At 43.8% G+C, this 24,144-nt stretch carries 17 protein-coding genes; 4 read left to right on the forward strand and 13 right to left on the reverse strand.

Annotated elements, in window-relative coordinates; translation table 11 throughout:
• The first annotated feature begins 295 nt into the window (after positions 1-295).
• The gene (locus BJP37_RS39070) at positions 296-433 is read left to right on the forward strand and encodes a hypothetical protein (RefSeq protein ID WP_158069555.1); all 138 of its coding nucleotides are present in this window, start codon (positions 296-298) and stop codon (positions 431-433) included.
• Between the two features lie 15 nt (positions 434-448).
• Here the strand turns inward: BJP37_RS39070 and BJP37_RS12465 are convergent, their stop codons facing one another.
• Positions 449-1,864 carry an NYN domain-containing protein gene (locus BJP37_RS12465; RefSeq protein WP_075899168.1) on the reverse strand — a complete coding sequence of 472 codons (1,416 nt, stop codon included), beginning with the start codon at positions 1,862-1,864 and terminating at the stop codon, positions 449-451.
• 253 nt (positions 1,865-2,117) lie between these two features.
• Positions 2,118-2,240, reverse strand: a complete 123-nt coding sequence (locus BJP37_RS43520) for a hypothetical protein (protein ID WP_269086995.1) — start codon at positions 2,238-2,240, stop codon at positions 2,118-2,120.
• An 8-nt stretch (positions 2,241-2,248) separates the two neighbouring features.
• On the opposite strand from BJP37_RS43520, the gene BJP37_RS39075 reads away from it, so the two are divergent.
• Together BJP37_RS39075 and BJP37_RS12470 are read left to right on the forward strand one after the other, a co-directional pair.
• Positions 2,249-2,386, forward strand: a complete 138-nt coding sequence (locus tag BJP37_RS39075) for a hypothetical protein (protein WP_158069556.1) — start codon at positions 2,249-2,251, stop codon at positions 2,384-2,386.
• Between the two features lie 41 nt (positions 2,387-2,427).
• Entirely contained in the window at positions 2,428-3,933 is a 1,506-nt protein-coding gene (locus BJP37_RS12470; protein ID WP_075899170.1) for a UbiD family decarboxylase, read from the forward strand.
• Positions 3,934-4,466: 533 nt separating this feature from the next.
• Here BJP37_RS12470 and BJP37_RS12475 read toward each other — a convergent pair.
• From BJP37_RS12475 to BJP37_RS12525, 11 genes are all read right to left on the reverse strand, one after another.
• Positions 4,467-4,706, reverse strand: coding sequence for a CopG family transcriptional regulator (locus tag BJP37_RS12475; RefSeq protein WP_075899172.1), 240 nt, complete (start codon positions 4,704-4,706; stop codon positions 4,467-4,469).
• Complete coding sequence (locus tag BJP37_RS12480; protein WP_075899174.1) at positions 4,703-5,140, reverse strand: putative toxin-antitoxin system toxin component, PIN family; 438 nt, start codon at positions 5,138-5,140, stop codon at positions 4,703-4,705. The genes BJP37_RS12475 and BJP37_RS12480 overlap by 4 nt, the downstream gene beginning before the upstream one ends.
• A gap of 160 nt (positions 5,141-5,300) precedes the next feature.
• The gene (locus BJP37_RS12485) at positions 5,301-6,875 is read right to left on the reverse strand and encodes a tetratricopeptide repeat protein (protein ID WP_143727588.1); all 1,575 of its coding nucleotides are present in this window, start codon (positions 6,873-6,875) and stop codon (positions 5,301-5,303) included.
• Positions 6,876-7,390: 515 nt separating this feature from the next.
• On the reverse strand, positions 7,391-9,730 hold the full coding sequence (locus BJP37_RS12490) for a DUF3160 domain-containing protein (RefSeq protein WP_081431158.1): 2,340 nt from the start codon (positions 9,728-9,730) through the stop codon (positions 7,391-7,393).
• Positions 9,731-10,251: 521 nt separating this feature from the next.
• A complete protein-coding gene (locus BJP37_RS12495) occupies positions 10,252-13,281 on the reverse strand; it encodes a CHAT domain-containing tetratricopeptide repeat protein (protein ID WP_075899180.1) in 3,030 nt (1,009 codons plus the stop codon).
• 161 nt (positions 13,282-13,442) lie between these two features.
• On the reverse strand, positions 13,443-18,290 hold the full coding sequence (locus BJP37_RS12500; RefSeq protein ID WP_075899182.1) for a DUF3160 domain-containing protein: 4,848 nt from the start codon (positions 18,288-18,290) through the stop codon (positions 13,443-13,445).
• A gap of 63 nt (positions 18,291-18,353) precedes the next feature.
• Positions 18,354-19,151 carry a DUF928 domain-containing protein gene (locus BJP37_RS12505; RefSeq protein ID WP_075899184.1) on the reverse strand — a complete coding sequence of 266 codons (798 nt, stop codon included), beginning with the start codon at positions 19,149-19,151 and terminating at the stop codon, positions 18,354-18,356.
• A 295-nt stretch (positions 19,152-19,446) separates the two neighbouring features.
• Positions 19,447-21,804, reverse strand: a complete 2,358-nt coding sequence (locus BJP37_RS12510; protein WP_075899186.1) for a CHASE2 domain-containing protein — start codon at positions 21,802-21,804, stop codon at positions 19,447-19,449.
• 131 nt (positions 21,805-21,935) lie between these two features.
• Positions 21,936-22,061 carry a hypothetical protein gene (locus BJP37_RS43525; protein ID WP_269086996.1) on the reverse strand — a complete coding sequence of 42 codons (126 nt, stop codon included), beginning with the start codon at positions 22,059-22,061 and terminating at the stop codon, positions 21,936-21,938.
• A 69-nt stretch (positions 22,062-22,130) separates the two neighbouring features.
• Entirely contained in the window at positions 22,131-23,057 is a 927-nt protein-coding gene (locus tag BJP37_RS12520) for a DUF1822 family protein (protein WP_075899190.1), read from the reverse strand.
• A gap of 36 nt (positions 23,058-23,093) precedes the next feature.
• Positions 23,094-23,750, reverse strand: coding sequence for an RNA polymerase sigma factor (locus tag BJP37_RS12525; RefSeq protein WP_075899192.1), 657 nt, complete (start codon positions 23,748-23,750; stop codon positions 23,094-23,096).
• A 187-nt stretch (positions 23,751-23,937) separates the two neighbouring features.
• On the opposite strand from BJP37_RS12525, the gene BJP37_RS12530 reads away from it, so the two are divergent.
• Complete coding sequence (locus BJP37_RS12530) at positions 23,938-24,123, forward strand: hypothetical protein (protein ID WP_075899194.1); 186 nt, start codon at positions 23,938-23,940, stop codon at positions 24,121-24,123.
• Positions 24,124-24,144: the final 21 nt, after the last annotated feature.

Below are 24,144 nucleotides of genomic sequence, written 5' to 3' on the forward strand. Positions count from 1 at the left end.
TGATTTCGCCCCCCTAGCCCCCCAATTCTGGGGGGTAAAGATGTCAAAGTCCCCCGAGCGAGGGATTGCTCGCTCGGGGGATTTAGGGGGCAAATGCGTAAGTCCTGTTGGAGTTTTTAGGCAATGAAAGTACGTACTCCCACCAAAGTTAAAAACCTACCCGGGCATCAGCCGTGGAACGGGCATCAGGTGTGGAACCGGCATCTTGCCGGTTATAAATATTCCCAGGCAGGCAGGATGCCCACCCCACTTATTCATATTGATCCGAAGATACTGATCTTGTGGGGCAGGCAGGATGCCCACCCCACTCATTCATATTGATCCGAAGATTCAGCAATGCCGGATTTTTTACCGATTCCCAACTCCCGATTCCCGACTCCCGATTCCCGACTCCCGATTCCCGATTCCTAATTCCCTATTCCCTATTGCCTGACAATTGCCGCGAATTCTACTGTTCAATCACGAGTGCATTCAACCCGTCTAACCTTAAAGCAACTTGATAAGCTTTACCAACTTTCTTCAGTTTAAACGCTCCCAAGGATTGCAAAAATTTTGGGAATGTACCTTTTAAATTTAAGTCTCTCATCAACTGAGTAATGGGTCGAGAGTATTGTTTTTTAAATTCAGTAGCTATATGAGCGATCGGAACATAAGGTTCTTTATAGTTTGTCTTCAAATCCTTGAGTAGTTTAACTAGTATCTCTTCCAAATCTGATTTAGATTCAATTTTAGATAAAGGCTTAACAGTAGGTTTTAACTGAATAGTCTTCAAAGAAGAGGTCTTTTTAATGAAAGAAATTGGCTTGTCAAATAGAGTTATATAAAAATTTGAAGTCCCAGGTATGTGATGAGTCACAAACTCCTTAGGGTAATCACTAAAAATATCGGTTGTTAGTTTTCCAGGCAAGCGCAGAGACACAACTTGATTGAGGGTAAGCTGATACTTAGCCTCAAATAGATAAGATAGTCTAGACAGGTTTATCCAAGCATTGGAAGTGCGTTTTTGTTCAGCTTTGAGGATGTCTTTGAGTTGATTAATAAATTCCTCAAGGGTGGGAATTTCTGGTACAGAAACCAGAGAATGGGCTTGAGTTTCACGAGTCTTGTTATTTAAAACAATGATCTTATCGTTTTGCTTACGCACCAAATAGACTGTTAGTCCATGGGTTTGTAGGGTGGTGCAAAGATGAGTCATTACCCCATCAGAGGAACAGACTAAGACTTCCTTGGCGGTTGGGTAATGGACAAAGATAGAAGACCCAACGCTAGCCATCTTGAAATCAGCGCTGTCCTTTCCTGGTGGGACGTGAATTAGCTCATAGCCACGAGTATGAAGTTCAGTGTCATACTTACCCATAGCACGCCAATTGGCAAAAGCAATCTTGATTTGAACCGGGTAGGAAGAAATTTGAGCTAGGAACTTTTCGGTTTCAGTATTGAGCCGTAAATTTTCGGCATCTAGGAGTAAGATTGCAATTCCTGTCTCTAGCTTTGGCAAAGGGGAAACCCATGTTGGGGTTTTATTATTAGTAGAGACAGCTAAGTTATGGGAATTATTCCCTGGCTTGGGTCCGATAGAGTGACGAAGTTTTTGGGTCAGTTCTCTAAAGCTGGGGGAGTTGAAATAACTAGGAATGAACAGAACTTGCAGTAATTTCCTGACTTTGATAATTCGTCGGGGCCAATCTTGCTCTTGGCTGAGTTCTGATTTCAAATTGGCCAGGAAAGCAGATTGATGACGGGGCTTATCCCAAGCGATTTTTCGGTATTTTTCCTTGAGTAATTCGGACTGCTGCTGCTGAAGCTCAAGGATGGCTTGGTAGAGGTAAAGGCTAATTTCGTTGATCGCGGCAGAGTCATTCACGAATGGTTTCTGGTAGAGAGGGTGAGTAATTTTGGGCAGAATACAAAAGCAGATCTATGAACCCAGTATATGTGAAATAGCAAAGAGAGTAGGGAGTAGGGAGTAGGGAGTAGGGAGTAGGGAGTACGGAACAAAAATTCCCACAATTCCTACACGGATCCCTCAAGGATCAGCAGTGGGTAGTGGAAAAATGCGAGTTCCATAGAACTCAAGTGCTGGTAGATTGAAGGAGCTTCGAGCCAGAAGCCAGGAGTCAGAATCCTTGATAACGGAAATATTTTCCGATCACTTGGTTTGTTGACGGGGTTAAATTTGCTATTATAGCGCTGTCTTGATGCAGTCGCTCATGGGGGAAACCCCCAAGACCGCGCTGCATCGCTTCTGTTGAGTAATCAGGTATACAGAATTTTTCCCCTGTTCCCTGTTCCCTGTTCCCTACTCCCTGCTCCCTGCTCCCTACTCCCTACTCCCTACTCCCTACTCCCAATTAACCCAAGACTAAACTCCCTCAGCCAATTGTGAACTGGTATAGTAAGAGTAACTCAGCTTTACAAATTGTAATCATGGCCAGAGACCTAAGGGGATTTATCCAAGAGCTAGAACAGAAGGGACAATTGCGGCGGATTAAGGCTTTAGTTGACCCAGATTTGGAAATTGCTGAGATATCAAACCGGATGCTACAAGCGGGTGGACCTGGCTTGCTGTTTGAGAATGTAAAAGGGTCATCCTTTCCGGTTGCGATTAATTTAATGGGAACAGAAGAACGGGTTTGCTGGGCGATGAATCGGTCAACCCCGGAAGATTTGGAAACTCTGGGCAAGAAGCTAGGGATGCTGCAACAACCAAAGCCACCTAAGAAGATTTCCCAGGCGGTGGAATTTGGCAAAATTTTGTTTGATGTGGTCAAAGCTAAACCAGGGCGAGACTTTTTCCCTCCTTGTCACCAGGTGGTGATCCAGGAAAATGATTTGGATTTGAATACATTACCCCTGATTCGCCCTTATCCCGGTGATGCTGGCAAGATTATTACCTTAGGATTGGTGATTACCAAAGATTGTGAGACTGGTATTCCTAATGTGGGGGTTTATCGGCTACAACTGCAGTCTAAGACTACGATGACGGTGCATTGGCTCTCGGTCAGGGGTGGAGCACGACATTTGCGCAAGGCGGTGGAGAGAGGAAAGAAATTAGAAATTGCGATCGCACTCGGTGTTGACCCCCTGATTATTCTGGCTGCTGCTACTCCCATACCGGTTGACCTGTCGGAATGGCTCTTTGCTGGACTCTATGGTGGGTCTGGGGTTAACCTAGCTAAATGTAAAACCTTAGATTTAGAAGTACCGGCGGATTCTGAGTTTGTCCTGGAAGGCACCATTACTCCAGGGGAAATGTTGCCAGATGGTCCCTTTGGTGACCACATGGGCTATTACGGTGGAGTGGAGGATTCCCCGTTGATTCGCTTCCACTGTATGACTCACCGCAAGGATCCGATTTATTTAACTACCTTTAGTGGGCGTCCACCCAAAGAAGAAGCCATGATGGCGATCGCACTCAATCGGATTTATACCCCGATCCTGCGGCAACAAGTCTCAGAAATTGTGGATTTCTTCTTGCCCATGGAAGCTCTGAGTTACAAAGCGGCCATTATTTCGATTAAGAAAGCCTATCCAGGACAAGCGCGACGGGCTGCTTTGGCGTTTTGGAGTGCGTTGCCTCAATTTACTTACACCAAGTTTGTGATTGTGGTGGATGAGACTATTAATATTCGGGACCCCCGTCAAGTGGTGTGGGCGATTAGTTCTAAAGTTGACCCGGTGCGGGATGTCTTTATTTTGCCTAATACTCCCTTTGATAGTTTGGATTTTGCCAGCGAAAAGATTGGCTTAGGGGGACGGATGGGTATTGATGCTACTACTAAGATTCCACCGGAAACCGAACATGAATGGGGCGCAACTTTGGAGTCAGATGGGGATGTAGCAGCGATGGTAGATAGACGTTGGGCTGAATATGGGTTAGGGGATTTGGATTTGAAGGATGTTGACCCGAATTTGTTTGGGTATGATATGTAATTTATACATCAGCGGTCAGCGGTCAGTGGTCAGCGGTCAGCTTCAAATAGATGACTAGAAAGCGTTGCTGAATCTTCGGATGAATAGCAGTAGAGTGGGCATCCTGCCCGCGCGAAAATAAGCATGAAAGTAGAGTGGGCATCCTGCCCGCGCGAACATAAGCATGAAAGTAGAGTGGGCATCCTGCCCGCGCGAACATAAGCATGAAAGTAGAGTGGGCATCCTGCCCGCGCGAACATAAGCATGAAAGTAGAGTGGGCATCCTGCCCGCGCGAACATAAGCATGAAAGTAGAGTGGGCATCCTGCCCGCGCGAACATAAGCATGAAAGTAGAGTGGGCATCCTGCCCGCGCGAACATAAGCATGAAAGTAGAGTGGGCATCCTGCCCGCGCAAAAATATATTGAAACTGGCAAGATGCCAGTTCCACCAAGATGCCCATTCTACCTCACTCTTAAAATCATTCAATTATTAAGCAATGCCTACTAAACAGCGATTGGCCGTAGGCCACGCTACGCGATCGCCTTAGGGGTTCTATAGCAACTCATCACCTGCTATCGGTTCTGTATCTGGCACTGATGCTAATATTTGATCAAAACGGTTGTAATCAGCTTTTTCCGCATAACTCTGCAATAGTCGTACAACTTTCTGAGCTTCCATTTTTTCGGTAACAGCACTCACTAACCACTGCTCGATAGAAACTTGATTTTCTTCAGCAAGACGTTGAATTTCCTTCAACAATGTCTCAGGTAATTGTAACGGATAATAACTCATTCGCTAACTTGCTCCTGTAAATTGAGAGAGTGAACCAACTCTCCTGGTCGAATAACTTCAATCCCGAAATATTGGGCAGCTGGCCAAAAATCTTGTACATTAAAAGTGACAATAGCTTGGGCTTGAGCATTAATTGCACATTCCAAAACCATTTCATCATCTGGATCACTTAACTGAGGTCGCCACTTCCAATAAATTTTGATGGGTCTGAATACATCTGCAAGCACACCCAGAATCACGTCAACATCTTCTGATGTCGTCCAAAAATTCTGTAGGTTTTCATCTCGCTTTAAAACTTCAGCATATTCTAGAAACAATGCTTCAGAAACTCCACCTACAATTAATCCTTGACGAATGGCTTTCAAAATTAAAAAGCTAGCACCTCGTCGAGAACGTAATGCAGCGACAAAAATATTAGTATCAAAGACATACATATCTGTTTTTTGACCACTGCATCAACTGTAGATCTGTATTATACACTTTCCCAACTTCTATATTTAATCCAAGTCAGCTTCAGCTGTTGGCTTTTGGCTGATAGCAGTTCCTAAGCATATGCTTAGGAACTGCTATATTGTTAGTTCAATAGAGTTGGCCTCACCTTGACAAGTCTATTTCGCGTTTGATAGCTAAACTCTGTTGCTGGAAATCATTCGCTTTTGAATAGTCGCCCAAGGCACGGTAAGTAATGGCGATATTGTTGAGAGAGTTAGCCTCACCGACGCGATCGCCTATTTCTCGTTTAATAGCCACACTCTGCTCGAAGTGTTCAATGGCCTTTCGGTAGTCTTTGAGGTTTCCGTAAACCATGCCAAGATTGTTCAGAGACCTAGCCTCACCTGAGCGATCGCGTATTTGTCGTGCAATAGCTACACTCTGCTGGAAGTTTTCAAGGGCCTTTCGGTACTGCCCCAGGGAATAGTAAATATTACCGAGATTGTAAACAGAATCAGCCTCACCGCTGCGATCGCGTATTTGTCTATAAATAACCACACTCTGCTGGTAGCTTTTAATTGCTTTTGGGTAGTCCCGCACAATACGGTAAGCATTACCGAGATTGTAAACAGAATTAGCCTCACCAAGGCGATCGCCTATTTCTCGATAAATAATCACACTCTGCTGGAGGTTTTCAATGGCTTTTGGGTAGTTCCGTAGTTTGTTGTAAGCAATACCTAAACCATCGATAGCAGGAAGTTCACCAAGGCGATCGCCTATTGCTTGTGCAATGGTTAAACTCTGCTGGAAGTTTTCAATGGCCTTTTGGTAGTTTCCCAGGAAATAGTAAGAAAAGCCGAGATTGCTCAGAGACTTAGCCTGACTTTTCTGATCGCCTATTTCTCGCTCAATAGCTAAACTCTGCTGGTAGAAATTAATAGCTTTTCGGTAATCCCCCAGATTTTGGTAAGCATTACCGAGATTGCTCAGAGACTTAGCCTGACCACTGCGATCGCCTATTTCTCGCTTAATAGCTAAACTCTGCTGGTGAAAATCAATGGATTTTCGGTAGTCCCCTAGATTTTGGTAAGCAATACCGAGATTGGTCAGAGACTTAGTCTGATTTTTCTGGTCGCCTATTTCGCGGCCAATAGCTAAACTCTGCTGGTGAAAATCAATGGCTTTTCGGTAGTCCCCCAGATTTTCGTAAACAATACCAAGATTGGCCAGGGAGTCAATCTCAACGTAGCGGTATTTGATTGCTCGTGCAATAGCCAAACTTTGCTGGAGGTTTTCAATCGCCTTTGGGTACTTTTTTAGCTTTCTGTAAGCAATACTGATATTGTTCAGAGAGTTAGCCTGACCTTTGAGATCGCCTATTTCGCGGCTAATAGCTAAACTCTGCTGGTGGGAATCAATGCTCTTTTGATAGTCCCCTAGGTCTATGTAAACAAGACCGATATTATTGAGAGATGACGCCTCACTAGGCCTATCGCCTATTGCTCGATAAATAGTCAGTGCCTTCTGCCAAGACTGCAATGCTTCCTGAAATTGCCTTAGTTTAAGCTGCATAAAACCTTGACTAACAAGTTGGTCAGCTTGAGCTTGACGGCTTTGTGACGTTTGAGCTAATGATGCAGAAGCTGGTAATAGGAGTGAATCATTAAATAGTAACGTTGGGGAGAAACTACCTAATAAAGCCAGAAGGATAATTAATCGAAATTTTGGAAATTTCATGGCGATAACACAAAAAATAATAGAATAAGGAATCGGGGGTTTTTCTGTTAAAAATTCACCCGTTACTTCGTTAATTTTTCCCAGTACAATAATCAAGCAAGGGCTGTGAATTAATTTTTTATCAACCCACCTGTTGTCATAAATATGGCCAATTCTGAGGGAGGGTTTTATCCTAGGAATTAGCCAAACCTAGTTGAGCAAGGTTGCTGAGGGCATCAAACCACAACCCTTTGGGCATACTGGAAGTTTGAAGCTCGAAAAAATTTATCTATGTATATAACAGTGTTAGATGGGTAAATTATGAAAACCAGTGGTATTTCTTTTTTCATTTACCCAAAACTAAGCCACTAATCAGTAAACCTTTTTGGAAATTTCATGGCAATCAAACAAGACTTATTTCAGAAATCGGGAATAGCGGATCTCGGAACATGTAACAGTGGAAAATAATTCACGAAAATCGATTGAGCGCTACTCCCGACTCCCTACTACCCAGGAAGAGAGAACTAATTCAATAATTAATCAACTACAAGATAGCTTTTTGTCCAGTTGGGGCGAGGTGGAAGCTTGCCAGTTTGGATATCTTTTTTCCACTCAGAATCTGATTTACGGGATACTTCTGGCATCTCAAATTCATAATGGCTTAGCACTGGTCCAGCAAAGACCATTTTGTCTTTACCATTGTCCACTGCAATCATCAACAAATCGATATTACCCACCCCCTGGTGAAGTACACTGCCTGGATCTCCCACCATTGGCTCAGGTACATCTGTGTGTACATCCGCAACAATGGCATCCCACTTATCAGAATCCTCAGGTTTCTTATAGAAAAGGCTGGGATACCAACCGCTATAAGTCGGACCCCCTGAAGCAAACCGTTGAATCTCAACAACCTTTTCTAGGAAATTGCTTTGGGCTTCGGTAAGTTCCTGTTGTGCTAATTCCTTGAGTGCTATTTCCTTGAGGATAGTTAACTGCTGGCTGAAATTTTTGAAGAATTTAGTTTGTTTTTGCTGAATCTTTCGGAAGCGCTCTGGAAAGGGAGTGTTTTCAATTAGCTGCCCTGCCAGCACTGCCATTTTTTCAAAGCGTTCCCAGAATTCCGGTCTCGGCTCCACAAACCCGGCTGGATAGTAGCATAAGGTTCCACCGGTGTAAGATTGTTTGGCATAAAGGATGGTGTCGTGGCGCAATTGTGTCCATGACGCTAGTTGTGTATTGAGTGTCTTCATCCCCCAGGCACGGGTACGCATGGCTTCCGGGTATTTGGAGTCCGTAGTGGGTTTTGAAAGTTCCCGCAAGGTTGCCAGCCAATTCATGTAAAGGTTTTCTTCCCAGGCAGAAGGATTTAGCTTTTCAACTACATTAAAGGCTGCCGCTAAGTTGTGTTGATAGTTGAGACCATCTCGGAACTCATGCCCATTCTGGTTTGTGATCCGATCAACCAGTTCTGGTACTACTTGAGTGTTTCCTAGGGTGGCGAATGCGACATCTAATCCACTTGGTACACGGCGCTGAACTTTCTCACCATTCCAAATAATATCATCGTAAACTACTTTGCTCAACATCCAGCTATCCAAAATAAACTTTTGACCGATAACTGTAAAGGAGTAAGGTATTATATCTTTAATCTGATCATCGTCTTCCGGACTAAAGTAAACATGACTCCTGATGTTTTGAAAACCTAGGTTGTTAGCTGAAATTTTAGTTTGCAGCTGCTCTAAGGTGGATAAATCTTTAATATCTGTCGGAGATTTAATCTTAGCTTGTTTTAATAGGTCAGCTAGTTGAGCAAACGTCATGGAATCAGTTGGACCGACAAAGGTCTGGAGCATTTGGTCAAACTGTTGCCATTGCTCGAACTTACCAGATTGTTTTAACAGATCATTGAGGATTATGGCTGCACCCAATTCCCGTGAAGAAGCCTCTTCCGGTTTACCTGCAATCCGTAGATCGACTCTACCGCACCACATTACTGCCTGGAAATATTTCTTAAGAGTCTCGGAGTTCTCATAATGCCCACGTACCTTGAATTGAGAAAAATCCATCTCGCGCTTACGCCCAAACAGCTCAAATTGCTGGAGTTGCTCTCCTTCTATGGCTTTGAGGGTTGCTGCCACACGGGCATCCTGATTTAATTTGGTTTTAACTGTTTCTCCTGCCAATAACGAACGAGCGACTGCTAGAAAGTAGTCGGCATCAATTAAACTTAGGTCAAGGACACCATCGCCATATTGATTACTGGCTTCTGGGATTTTATCTGCCATTCCTGTGAGAATTTCATCTAGTGATGTGGCAAGATAACTTTCTTCTAGTTCTTCTAACATGGCGTCATAAGAACGATGCCAAGCATGAAGCAAGGCATCAGCGGAAACAAAAACTGGTAAATCGCTGCTATAGATTTGGTAGAATAATTGAGCGAAACTCTTTCTCCCCATGCGCTCACTGACAACAAAGCCTTGTTTCTTGAATACTGCCAGTTCATCTGAATTGAGGCGAAAGTTGTAGTGGGAATAATTTCCACGATTGGTCTTCTGATTATGCTTTTTCTGAGCAAGATTGAACAAGTTCCAAAATTTAGCCTTGGTCGGATTCCAACTAATTTTTTTTAGATACTTAACCTTGGCATCGTAGCGTTTAGCAAATTCCTGGGGTGAAATCTGTCGGATTTTATCTAATTCCTGATCGAAGGTAGGGTTGTAACCAAAAACATCCGGTGACACTTCTGCTGAAGCTGGGTTGACCAAAAGTTTGGAACTGTCAATGCCATCTTCGAAGAAAGTATGGTTGCTCATCAGAATTGACAATACAATGATCGGAGCAATAATTAGCTTGCTTAATTTATTAAAAAGCTTCATAATTAATCAGGAAACAGCGAATATAAAACAGAAAATAGACAACAGGGTTGGGAGCATGTCAACTTTGTAATTAGGTAAATAGATCCCCCCTAACCCCCCTTAAAAAAGGGGGGAATTAGATGGAAAAGTCCCCCTTATTAAGGGGGATTTAGGGGGATCTGAATCAGGGATTAACAAAATTGACATGCACCCACAGGGGTAAGCATATGCGCTACGCCCACGCTACGCGAACAGCTCTCAGCTTTGGCCTTAACGGCTTACCGCTTACTGCTAAATGCTTAGAAGCTATATAGCTGTTTACACCCAAGATGACAAATTAATAAAGACCTAGGTTGGTTTAGGTCTTTCCAAAAATAGTTCTGTTGCCTGTCTAGAATACTTATCAGTCTTGTTTTGACTATTTATGCAAAACGTTAAAGAAAGTTATCAATAACAGTTCTCCCCTACTCCCTACTCCCTACTCCCTACTCCCTACTCCCTATTCCCGACTCCCGATTCCCGATTCCCGATTCCCCATTCCCTCAAAGCGCCTCCCCAATCAAGGTAAATGCCGCCCAATCTTTCGGATTACCTGACTTCGGAATCATGGTCAACATCGCTTGGCGCAACGCTTGAGCTTTATCCCCTGTGCGGTTAAGATTCCGATAAAACTCGGTCATCAATTCTGTGGTTTTATCATCAGGAATTGACCACAAGGAGACCATCACACTGGGAACACCGGCTGCAACTAAAGACCGAGATAAACCAATAACGCCCTCACTGTTGATGTGACCGACTCCGGTATCGCAGGCACTGACTACTACTAGTTCCGCACTGAGTTTCATGGCAAAGATTTCTTCAGCAGTCAGTAGTCCGTCCTCTCCTGGAGAAGGAGCCAAGGCGATCGCACTCCCAATACCTCCAATACGCTTGGGATCAAATAACCCGTGGGTAGCAAAATGAATATACCTGGCCTTGGGCATCTGGCGTTTAACTATGGCTTCGGTAGCGTCTTGTCCCAATAGAGGTTGAGCCTTTAACTGAGAAGCAATGTATTTAGCTTCCTGTTCAGCACCATCGAGAGAACCTAATTGTTCAGGTTCTTCTCCAGCAGCTGGTGGTACCTTGGGCATGGTAGGATTACCAACTACCAGGGCAGTTTGGGCTGAATTAGCAAGGTTTTTCCGTTTCTGATGGGTTAAGTCCAAGACTTGGATAGAAGGAGCAGTGAGGATAGTGTGTTTCTCTATCAAGTACTTTCCCTCCTGGTCTTGCAGGGCTGGGAAAGGCACAGAAAACAGTTCTCTGTGAGGGATGAAGACTACACGGGCATTTTCATCCTTGGGCAGTAAGTCTGCAATCGGTTCAATCAACAGTTGATGAAGCTGTTGTAAGTGTGGTTTACCAATATTAGGGGAATCGACAATCCTGACAACATCAGTGATTGGGCGCTCGATTGTTACCCCTTCTTCCCACCCTGGTAACTTGAGTCGTAAAGTACCTTCTTGAGCATTAACTTCAACTACTTGCCAGGGGTCTGGGAAATCGTCATCCTTGATTTTGACCCAATCACCCTGGGACGGTTGCCGGGAAGACTGACTACTGCGACATTGACCATGGTCTGCAAGGCAAGCATATCCATTTTTAAGCAGCTGCTGGAGAGAGGTATCTGGAGGCAGTTGAACCGAGCGCCATTCAATTGTGCCTGTAGGCTGGATCACCCAAACATAGATTCCTTCATCGGGAATCATAGAGTATGCTACTAGTGTAGCCTTCTGCTGCTGGGCAATCTGTTTGATTTTCTCCAGGCTAGGCTTAGTTATTGGAGTATCTCGTTTTGGGGATAACCCCTTTGCCAGTAATTCCGCCAAGGCACGAGCACGTCCCCTCTCGGCAATTTCCAATGCAGTATCCGTTTTATTTTGAGCAATTAGAACTTGCTGCAAGTTGCGATAGGTATTAGATTGCTCTTCGGATAGGGTAATTTTCTGGTTATCTGGCAAGCCTGGTCGTAGAGATTCCTTAAGCTCGATTGCTTTGGTGAGGGTGGTTTCAGCTTGTTTAAGATTACCTGATTTAAACAGAGCATATCCTAAGTTATTGAGCAAGTTTCCTTCCCCCTGCCGGTATCCTATTGCTCGTGCAATCGTTAAAGTTTGCTCGAAGAAATCAATAGCTTTTGGGTAGTCCCCCTGGAAAAGGTAAACAAGACCGAGATTGCCCAGAGAGTTAGCCTCACCTGAGCGATCGCCTATTTCTCCTGCAATAGCCAAATGCTGGTGGTGAAAATCAATAGCTTTTGGGTAGTCCCCCAGGGAAAGGTAAGCATTACCGAGATTGCCCATAGAGGTAGCCTCACCTTGGCGATAGCCTATTTCTCCTGCAATCTTTAAACTCTGCTGGAGGTTTTCAATGGCCTTTGGGTAGTCCCCCAGGTTTCTGTAAGCAACACCGAGATTGCCCAGAGAGTTAGCCTCACCTGAGCGATCGCCTATTTCTCGTGCAATGGTTAAACTCTGCTGGTGGTTTTCAATGGCCTTTGGGTAGTCCCCCAGGTTGTGGTAAGCAAGACCGAGATTGTTCAGTGAGTTAGCCACACCTTTGCGATAGCCTATTTCTCGTGCAATGGTTAAACTCTGCTGGAGGTTTTCAATGGCCTTTGGGTAGTCCCCCAGGTTGTTGTAAGTAAGACCGAGATTGCCCAGAGAGTTAGCCACACCTTGGCGATTTCCTATTTCTCGTTTGATAACTAAACTCTGCTGGTGGTTTTCAATGGCCTTTGGGTAGTCCCCCAGGTTGTGGTAAGCAAGACCGAGATTGTTCAGTAAGTTAGCCACACCTTTGCGATTTCCTATTTCTCGTGCAATGGTTAAACTCTGCTGGTGGTTTTCAATGGCCTTTGGGTAGTCCCCCAGGTTGTGGTAAGCAAGACCGAGATTGTTCAGTGAGTTAGCCACACCTTTGCGATTTCCTATTTCTCGTGCAATGGTTAAACTCTGCTGGTGGTTTTCAATGGCCTTTGGGTAGTCCCCCAGGTTGTGGTAAGCAAGGCCGAGACCATTGAGAGATTTCGCCTCACCTTCACGGTCTCCTATTTCTCGTTTGATAACCAAACTCTGCTGGTGGTATTCAATGGCCTTTGGGTAGTCCCCCAGGTTTTGGTAAGTGAGGCCGAGACCATTCAGAGAGTTAGCCTCAGCTCTTCGATTGGCTATTGCTCGTGCAATGGTTAAACTCTGCTGGTAGTTTTCAATGGCCTTTGGGTAGTCCCCCAGGGTCTCGTAAGTGAGGCCGAGATTATTCAGAGAGATAGCCTGACCAAGGCGATTGTCTATTTCTCGATAAATAGTGAGTGCCCTCTGCCAAGACTGCAATGCTTCCCGAAATTGACTCACTTTATACTGCTTACTACCTTGCTTAAAAAATCTGTCAGCTTCAGCTTTACGGCTTTCTATAGTTTGAGCTAGTGCTGAATAAGTTGGGAATAGGGTTGAAACATTACCTAGTAACGGTGGGGAGAAACTACCTAGTATACCGAGGAGTGCAATAATGGCTATTCTAGAAGACTTCATGGTTATTACCCCTATATCAACTTGGAATCAACTCAAAGAACAGAATTCTATTTATTTAACGGTGGTAGAATAGCAAAACCATGCAAGTGCGATCGCAAAAGTCAGAATTTCCATTAATCTCAATCCAAGAAAGTGCGATCGCCTCACGAAAATTTGTTGCCTCAATTAGCTTCACCAATCAACGTAAATGCCGCCCAATCTTTCGGATTACCTGACTTCGGAATCATGGTCAACATCGCTTGGCGCAAGGCTTGCGCTTTATCCCCTGTACTCTTAAGATTTTGATAAAACTCCTTCATCAAATCAGCCGTGGGAGCATCGGGAACTGACCACAAGGAAACAATAATACTGGGAACTCCGGCAGCAACTAATGAGCGAGATAGACCGATAACTCCATCACTGGTAATATCACCTTGTCCAGTTTTACAGGCACTCAGGACAACTAACTCAGCATTTAATTTCATCTGTAACAGTTCACCTGCGGTGAGCAAACCGTCATTGATCTCTCCTGTGCCGGAGGGGGCAAGGGCAATGGCTCCGGGTATACCGAGTCCTTTAAAATCACTTAATAGACCGTGAGTAGCCAGATGAATAATTCGAGCTTGGAGTAGTTTAGGCAAAATAGCAGCTTTAGTGGCGCGATTCCCAGTAAGAGCTTGGGTGTTAAGGAGTTCGGCAATCTTAATTGCTTCTTCCTGAGCATGGGGTAACTCAGGTAATTGTTCGGGTTTTTCTCCTGGTTTAGTGGTGACCCTGGGCATGGTGGGGTTGCCTACGACTACAGCACCTTGGACTGAATTGGGAAGCTGTTTCCGTTTTTTATGGGTTAAACCCAAAACTTCAATGGATGGAGCAGTTAGAATAGTGTGTCTCTGAATTAGGTAGTTGCCATCCTTGTCCTGTAGAGCGGGAAAGGGAACGAGAAATAGTTGTTGATGAGGGATGAAGATCACTCGGTCATTCTCATTTTTTGGTAGTAGGTCGGCGATGGGTTCAATGAGGAGTTCATGGAGTTGTTGTAGACTTTTTCGGTTGAAGGCTTTGACAATCGCTACTACATCAGTAATAGGACGTGGGATAGTAGTATCTTCTTCCCAATTCTCCAGTCTGAGTTTGAGAGTGTCTTGCTGAATATCGACTACTTGCCAGGGTTGGTCAAACTGGTCATCGTTTAATTTTACCCAATCACCCACAGTCGGTAGGGTTTGATTGGCACCGCTGCGACATTCGTCTTGAAGAATACAGAAATATCCGTTGCTTACCAATTTTTCTAGGGACGTTTCTTGAGGGAGGTCAACGGCACGAAACTCAATCTTACCTGTGGGCAGAATGACCCAACTATAGAGTTTAAATTCCTTACTATTGCTGGGAAGAATAGAATATTCAACTAGGGTCGAATTTTGTTCTACAGCAATCTGTCGAATTTGTTTAAGGGATATTGGCTTGAAATCAGCAATTTCTTCTGAGTTAACAGCTAACCGCTTCGCTAGTAATTCCACAAAAGCTCTTGTCCGGCCTCTTTCTGAAACTTCTAGAGCTTCTTCACGTTCATTTTGCTGAATGAGTACATATTGTAGAGCCTTGTAAGGAAATACTTTGTTTTCAAACATTGATATTTTATGGAGATCTTTGTTAGGTCTGATCACAGACTCTATTAAATCAATAGCTTGATAAAGCGTTGCTTTGGCTTTATTTAGCTTACCCATGCTCATAAAAGTACTGCCGATATGAGCAAGAGCATTAGCTTGATCATCAGAAAGTTTTAATTCTTGGAAAATTGCCAACGCCTGTTGATAGAAATGGAGAGCTTCTTGAAACTGTTCCATTCCACTATAAGCTTTGCCAATGTTCAACATAGTCTTCGCTTTCTCACTGTAAAAACCATATTTTTCACAAAAATCCAAAGCTTTACGATATAACTCTAGTGCCTGTTTTTTATCCCCCAGTTCATAATAAATTAAGCCACTGTCATTAAGGCTAACTGCTATTCCTTCGCAATCGCCAATTTTTAAACTAATGTCGAAGACTTGGTTATACAATTTCAGTGCTTTTTGATACTCACCCTGATCGCCGTAAATTGATGCTATATTGGTGAGGCTAAATATTTCTCCTCTTTTATCTCCAATTTTACGATTAATTTCCAAAGCTTGTTGGAAAAGTTCTAGTGCTTTTTTGTTATCTTCTAAAGAGCTTTGAATTGCTTGGATGCTGTTGATACTACGTCCTTGTGTAACACGATTGCCAATTTGTTGGCTGACGTCTGAAGATTTATCGAAAAACTCCAGAGCTTGGGAATACTGAGCCAGTTCTGCATGAATCCTTCCCATATTGCTCAGAATTATAGACTCAATAGTACGATCACCTATTTTTTGAGTAAGAGGTAAAGCTTGCTGATATAACTCTAATGCTTGTTGATATTGCTCTCGATTTGTGTATTCTACTGCCATTGAGTAGAGTATTTTGGCTTCCCATGCTGTATCCTTAAGTTCTCTGGTAAGGGATAATACTTGATCGTAATTGCTCATGGCTTCTTGAAATTGACCTTGATCCAAATACTGCAAAGCTTCTTTCTGTAGCTGTAAAGCTTTGTACCTTGGTTGTTGACCAATACTTGTCTTTACTGACAGAGGTGAGACGAGATAATCCTTTGTCCAATCAGGACGAGGGGGAATATTTTTGTTCTGTATGTCTTGCTTCCACTCAGAATCAGATTTCCGCATAACGCTAGGAACTTCAAATTCATAGTGACTCATAACCGGACCAGCAAAAACCATGCGGTCGTCACCATTTTCTACTGCAATCATCAGCATATCTACATCACCTACACCCTCATGAAGGACAATATCTGGTTCTCGTTCCCCTATACTTGTATGGACATCTGCAACCAAGGCATCCCATTCGACTGAGTCTTCAGGATCACTATAGAATAGACTAGGATACCACCCTTCGTATTTGGGAGAGCCCGATCCTTGTCGAATGATCTCAACAATATCTTTGAGAAATTTGGTTTCTACTTTTGTAAGGGGCTGCTGGGCAAGTTCTTTTGACGCAATCTCTTTGAGAATCCCCAACTTTTGGGCAAATTGTTCAAGAAATTTAACCTGTTTGGTCTGAATTTCTTGGGATTCTAAGGGAGTCTTTTTAAGCTGTTGGGCTGTTAGCCTTACCATTTGCTCAAAACGTTCCCAGAATTCTGGTCTTGGCTCAACGAAACCAGCCGGATATTCGCATGCCAAAAAAATACCATAGCTTTGTTTGGCGTAGAGAATGGTATCGTGACGCAACTGCGTCCATGAAGCTAACTGGGTGTTGAGGGTTTTCATGGCCCAAGGCTGAGTTCGCATAGCTTCAGGATATTTGGAATTTGAGGTAGGTACTGAAAGTTCACGCAACGTTGCCAGCCAATTCATGTAAATGTTGTCTTTCCAAACAGATGGGTCTTGTTGCTCGATTACATTTTTGGCTGCTGCTAAGTTATTTTGGTAGTTAAAACCAACTTTTGGCTGCTGCTTCTCAAGATTGGTAATACGCTCAACGAGATTGGGAGTAACCTGATTGTTATCCAATGCAGCAAAGGCTACATCCAAAGCTGTTGGTCTATTCTGTTTAATGAAAGTACCATCCCAAATTTTTGAAACATCGACTACCTGAGACATTACCCAACTATCCAAAACAAACTTTTGACCTAATATTGTGAATGATCTGGGTAATTGTGGTTTTTCTTCCTTGAATAGTAAGTGGTAATGACCTCGGATATTTTGAACACCAAATTTTCCATCCAAGATAGTATTTTGCAGTTGTTCTAGGCTTGACAGACTGTTGACATTTGCTGGAGATTTAATCTGTGCTTGTACCAAAAGTTCATCCATTTCAGCAAAAGTCATAGAATCTGTCCAACCAACAAAAGTTTGGATAATTTCATCAAATCGCTGCCATAACTCAAAATTCCCTGATTTTTTAAGAAGGTCATGAAAAATAATCGCTGCCCCCAGTTCTCGTGGAGAGGCTTCTTCAGGTTTACCAGCAATACGGAAGTCAATTCTGCCACACCACATCATTGCCTGGAAATACTTCCTAAGTCTTTCAGAATTTTCATAATGACCCCTTGGTTTAAATTGAGAAAAATCTACCCGGCGCTCTCGTCCAAACAACTTAAATCCCTGTAATTGTTGAGCTTTAACAAAGTTGATAGTTTCAGCAACACGCTCATCTTGATTTAAGTAAGTCTTGACGGGTTCATCAGCTAGATCAGATTCTGGAGATGCTTCGTTGTTAGATTTCCCTACAATTATTTGTAGTCTTTTATTTTTCGACTGTTTAGCAGAATTGGGTTTAAGCAAGGAACGAGCTACAGCTAGGAAATAATCAACATCCTTTAAACTTGATTCTAGTTCTCCATTACCATATTCTTTTGCTGCCACAGGGATAGTTTCTGCCATACCCTGAAGTATTTTTTCTAGAGATGGAGCTAAAACCTTTTCTTCTAGTTCTTTGAGCATGGCATCGTAGGACATATGCCAGGCATGGAGAATGGAGTCAGCGGAAACAAAAACAGGTAAGTCGTTACTATAGATGCGATAGAACATCCTACCAAAACTCTTTGTCCCGAGGCGCTCACTGACTACAAATCCATTTTTCTTGAAAACGCTAAGTTCATCTTGGTTCAGTCGAAAATCGTAGTAGAGTTTCTCGTGCTTTTTTGGATCTCGATTGAATAAATCCCAGTATTTAGCTGTGGTTGGATCCCAACTAATTCCTTGAATATAATCAGCATTGGCATCATACCTTTGGGCAAATTTTTCCGTTGACATCTGCCCAATTTTATTCCATTCTTCTTCAAAGGCAGCATTGTAACCGAAAGTATCACTTGTTGTTTGAGCAAAAGCTCTTTTGGCAAAAAAGTCAGAGCCATTAATGGAATTGATCAGGAAGGGCTGATTACTGACAATAATAAACAGTGCCACCAAAAAACTAAGAATCAGCTTTTTTGATTTCTTGAAATGTTTCATCACAAACCTGCTTAAATGCTAGTGAATAGTGAACAAAAAAAATCAGGTTAATAATCAAAACTATTACTCAACTGTGCAACAATCAACTAAAGGCTGTGAGTCAATTTCCTTCAAACCCACCTGCTCTAATAAATCTGCCCAATCCTGAGCCAGGGTTTTATCCTGGGGATTAGCTAAACGCAGTTCAGCTAGACTAGTTAGGGCATCAAACCACAACCCTTGTTTGGCATAAACAACAATACGCTCCCGGGGATTCTTGCCTTCTAACTGCTGCTCCAAATCATCAGTGATAGAGATTCTTTCAACACCACCACTAACGAAATCATTATCTAATGGGTCTGTGGGATTGCAAATCACAGAGAAACGCCAATGATATAAATCTTCCACAACAAGTCCTGAGACCGTTTCCGGTAGAGTTATCTTGACTATTCCGGGTGTATTTTGGAGCGTAAACGTTTCTTTGTAGATCTCCTTAAGTTCCTTATTCCGCAACCGAAATTCTGCTTGGAGTTTCCGGTTATCGGAATAGGGCACATAAAACCAAAAGGTAGGACGTTCACTAGTCGTTAAGCCGAAATTAGTACCAGGTACTAAAGCAATAAATTCCTCAAAGGGACAGTCGTTCCGACTTCCTGCACCTTTACGTTTACCAGGTGCTCCTTTAGGAGGTAGAGTAAGCTCTAATTTAACTGGAACTGGCAATTCAGCTATAGGGGTTAAGGTGTTTTCCCCTTGCTTGAGCAAGTTAGTTAGGGGTTCAATTGCCTCTATAGCTTTAACTATGTGAGATTCGAAACTAAATAACCAACTCAGAGTCAGAGCAATAATTACCTTTTGTAGACGAAATTTATTACGATTCATGATACAAAACATCCCTAATTTACTTAAGAGATTACCTATCTAATCAAGCTCTTAATCAAGATGCCCTGAAACTAAGGAACCAGCCATCTAAACCACCTGCCATTTTGAGGCTGGAAAAAATTAACCTATTTATATAACAGTGTTAGTTTTGAAAATTATGCAAAACACTGGAATTATTTTTTTCAGCGTTGCTGTGACAACTGTAAGCGCACCGGGGATACTTTTAGAGTTTTGTATCCCCCAAAATAGGGAGCTATGGAGGAAAATTATACCCAAAATCAGCAAATACATTTTGTCAATTACCCAAAACCGAGCAACTAACCGATACAGCCCTTTGGTAACCAACAATCATCCCTGTAGCCACAAAAGCCAAACCCGAAGGGATTAATGGTATCCACCAACCTTGAATAAAGACAACAAAGCAAACACCAGATAAAATTACCAGATTGGCGATACCCACTCCCACCCAATGAAAGAGTCGTTTACAGACCAACACCAAGAAACCCCCTAGACTCCCCCAAGCCCAAATCCACAAAAACTCTCCCCACTCGGACCATATCCACAACGGTTGTTGTCCATCTTTCACCGCACTCAGAATCTGACTAACCATCTGAGCATGAATAAATACACCACGCATCTCTATAGTCTGGTTTGAATTCCGAGTAAAAGGAGTGGAAAAATCATCTTGAACGCTAGGGGCAGTAACACCAATCAAAACTACCCGGTCTTTAACCCAACTCGGTTCAAATTGATCCGTTAGAATCTGTTTTAGGGTAACCCTTTGGGCGATATCACCAGGAGTGCGATAATCCAGTAGCATCTGATAGCCAGCATTACTCGTTGCGGAGTAATTACCAGCATAACCAGGCAACGACCTTAACGTGGTTTCCCCTAATTGCACCTCATCTTCTAGTGTGACCTTAGGGTCAATCCCGTCTGCAGCTAAGTAATGTAGTGCTAACTGCAAACTTAGAGACGTCTCAGTCTGACAAGGGGAATCACGGTTAAAGGTAGCATACCAAAGATAACGGCGCAGTACGCCATCGGAGTCAATCACCACATCCGTAAAGCCCAAACGTTCCGGTGGCACTTCTGGGGGTGGGGCAATACCACCATAGTTACGAGTGGGGTTACTAGCTTGACAGACAGCAAAAAAGTTATCCATCCTTGGCAAGCGATCCGCCAAATCCTGATATTCGTCACTGACCGGAAAATCCCGATAGATATCCAAGCCAATGGCACGAGGGTGATGAGCCTGTAATTTATCCAACAGTTGAGCCAAAGCCGCATCAGACAGGGACCACTTACGCTTCATACCCTGGTCATCCTGATACTGAAAATCCTCTTCAGTTATTTCAACCACTAACAGCCTCGGGTCAACCCCTTGGTCGGGTCGCCAGCGCATAAATTGGTCATAAGCCTGTAACTCCCAGGGTTGGATTACCCCCAATGGCCGCACCACCATCAGGGCAAGGGTAACCAGAAAACTGGCAATCACAGCCGTGCGGGGTAACTGCCAAGGAGACTGGTTGATCGGACCATAGCGTAATTCTTTCCAAGTGGGGGGTTGAACGGTAGGGTTTTGGCAAACCACCGGTAACCAACTGGCACAGGGATACTGTTGTTCCCAGCCATGTAATTTTTCCCGTGCTTCTGCCACCGAGCTATACAGAGACTCACCCCGGATGTAAGCTTCCAGAAAATACCGCAAAAACTTGGGTGATACTGGGTCTGGCACTTTCTCTGCCATCACAATCACCTGGGGCAAATACAAATCCTGCTGTGCTGCCAACTGGTAGGCTAAGCCGAGACCATCACAGGAATTAAAAATAGCTAACTGCAAGCCTCGTGCAATCGCATTCTTCAAGGCAAACCGCAGATCATCGATAGTCAACCGTTCCGTCTGATTGAGTTGAATTTCCCCCCGCTGCCCCTCTTGGGAAGTGCCACTGTGACCAGCAAAAAACAGAATATCCCACCCCTGCTGCCATAACTGCTGATTCAACTCCGATGCCTGGGGTTCCTGCCGCCAGGTAATTTGTGCCCCCGCCTTTCCCGCCAACTCCTCCAACGCCTGCTGATCTGCTTGCTGGTCAAGACCGGCACCCTGTCCCAAAATTGCCAGAATTCTGACCTTGCCCTTGGGGGTAGTCTGCCGGTTAAGGGGGTTGGGACAATCGTATTCAAGGGCACTCAGGGCAACGTCTGCCTGGGCTTCCGCCAGTAAATCCCAGCGGTGCCAGGGAAACCGACGCAGCCAGGGATTATTGGTCTGTAACAGAAGTTGAAATTTTTTCCCCGAGCGCAATAACTTATCCCGAATCGAGCGAAACTCTGGGTCAGTATTGAGCCAGTGATTAAGACTCTCTTCCAAAACCTCAGCCCCTTGCCGACAAGCCGCAAAGGCTTCACCCCGCTGGGATGAATTGGTCACCTGTTCGGCATTGGCACTCAGAGCACGAAATAGCATTTCCAAACTCAGATACCGTTGCTGCCAATGGCGATAACAGTTGAGTAAGTCTCGATTCCCCGACAACCGCCCTTTAATCCGAGTTTGGGACGGAGAATGGAGATCCCCTTGCCGAATTTCCAGGGTGGCATCAAACCCCTGCTCAATTTCTCCGTCTAATATTAACGTTAACAGCCTCTTCATTGATCTATTTTTGACAATTTTAAGTGTTTCCAAGAATAGCAGGAGTCCGCAAAGTCCCCCTTATTAAGGGGGATTTAGGGGGATCAAAAGCCTGAACAAAATTCCCAATGGTCGATCCCCCCCAGCCCCCCTTAACAAAGGGGGGAGTCGGAAAAGTGCCCCTTATTAAGGGCAAGGCTGATTTCCTGAAAAACCTCTTGCCTCTTGCCGTCTTGATGCAGTCGCTCATGGGGGAAACCCCCAAGACCGCGCTGCATCGCTTTTGCCTCTTGCCTTTTGCCTTAAAAAGCTCCTCAACCAAATAATAATTGCTATATCTCTCTCGATCAAACCTGAAACCTTTCCGTTACACTAGCTTCACCTAAAGAAACCTGAATTCCGAAGTCATCTCCCTGTTGGGCATTAAACTGATATTGGATGAATTCATCATTACTTCTGGCGGTTACTTCGGTAAAAATATCACCGGTTGCAGTCAGTACCGATAGTTTCAAATTCGGAGGCAAGGTTAGTGCTTCACCGTTGGGATAAACTTGGGCTCGAACGCTGGCAGTTTCCTTATCAATTTTTCCAACAGTAATAATTAAAACGACAGGATTACCCGCTAATTCTAGCCCTAAATCAAATAAATCAATTGGTTTAGCTCGTTGTTGCTGGTCTTCGGTATTTCTAAATGCTGGTCTAAGTTGTGGAGACAGCAAATCGGTAACCGACTGCCAATCTACTTGAAAATTACCCTTAAACCATTCCAGTAAGTTCACCACATTTGACTCCGGCTCTGGTAATTGCTCTGGTAATTGGTTAATTAACTGCTCAAGAGACTGGATTTTACTAATCTCCAAGCTTCCTCCCAGTGCAGTTTTGGCAAATCCTAGCAGTTTAGCTTGATTACTTGCTTGATTAATTTCTACCACCACATAACCGACTCGGTCTTGGCGACTTTCTGGTGGGATGTGACAAACTTGGTCACCAGGTAAAACAGGACGACATTCCAATTTCCCCCAACCTTTAACTATCAAGTCGGATACATTCATCAGCGATCGCAGGGCTGGATTGCTGCTATCACTTGCTGGTAAATCAGTTTCTACTTCCAGACACTGTAAGTAGAAATTTACCGCATAAACTGCTAATGTATTTAGGTAAACGTCTTGAGCTTTGTCTGGTTCGTGCTGTTCCCGACTAAAGGTTTCTGCTAGTTGATACCAATCTCTGGTAATAGGCACAGAAAAGGCTAATTTTTCCGTTAAGTTATTCATTATTACTCTCTCGATACATTGAATCTTGTTTGTCAGTTATTCCTGTAAGTATTCCTTAAACGTGTCAGAAAAATACTTGCAACAGCGCCAGTAGAAACTTTGCACCGTTGACGCTTGCTTTGGCTTTAACCCAACTGCTACAGCAGTCTGTTGCCAACTCTTCCGGTCTAGATATAAAAGAGCTATAGTTCTGAAGTTGGCTTTAGGATGTCCTTTAACGTGTTTGCTGGCAAACAGCCCATCAGAGTCTTCTTCAATACACTGACGTATAAGCTGTGAAGGTAACGGAGTGTCTTCTGGTTGCGGAATAGTATCTAAATAAGTCATACCTGATTGATTGACTTTACCCCCATCGGAAGAGTTTATTGGTGCATCTAGTGAGTACTCCCGTCCCTGTTTGGTATGTCGTTTCTTGGCATCAATCAACCGCCACTTAAGAACACTATTAATCCAGTTAATCACCGGAGCTGTCGGTTTATAAGTGTCAATTTTTTTAAACACATACAACCAAGTCTCTTGAAGTGCTTCATCGTAAACCTCTTGGGGAGTGTCATATCTCCTGCGAGATAATCTGCCGGATGTTTGAATCATGTGAATCAGCCGAGTCAGGGCTAGACGACGGCCACGGGTTTGTGGGGAATGCTGTTGAGCCTCCAAAGCTAGCTGTTGCAGTCGTTCGTCCAGTTCGTCCATAGGTTAACTCCATCTCAATCCATCTCCTGGATGCACCTTTCTAAATAACTAACGGTGGCTAACCCTGGATTCTATGCAAAGTCGGAAAAAATTTTTTAAATGGGCTCTCTAGGGGGATTTGGCATGGAATGGCTATTTGGAGAGAGTTAACAAAAACAGATGAGGCTGTTGTTTTTTATCCCTGCCCATGTACAATCGTAAAACCATCAAGCGTTGGCTCGTCGGACTTATTGCTATTCCTTTAATTTGGTCAGCCTACTCCGAGTATCAAGGTAAACCCTTTACCCAAGCCAGGGATGTGATCAATTCCCTGGTGCAAGTCACGGTATTAGTGGATGCCCTTCTCAAGCAAGAAGACTCAGACAATAACTAATTGTGGGCTTTGGGCTGGTTT

Origin of the sequence: Moorena bouillonii PNG (genome assembly GCF_001942495.1) — a bacterium.
In the GTDB taxonomy this organism is placed as follows: Bacteria; Cyanobacteriota; Cyanobacteriia; order Cyanobacteriales; family Coleofasciculaceae; genus Moorena; species Moorena bouillonii.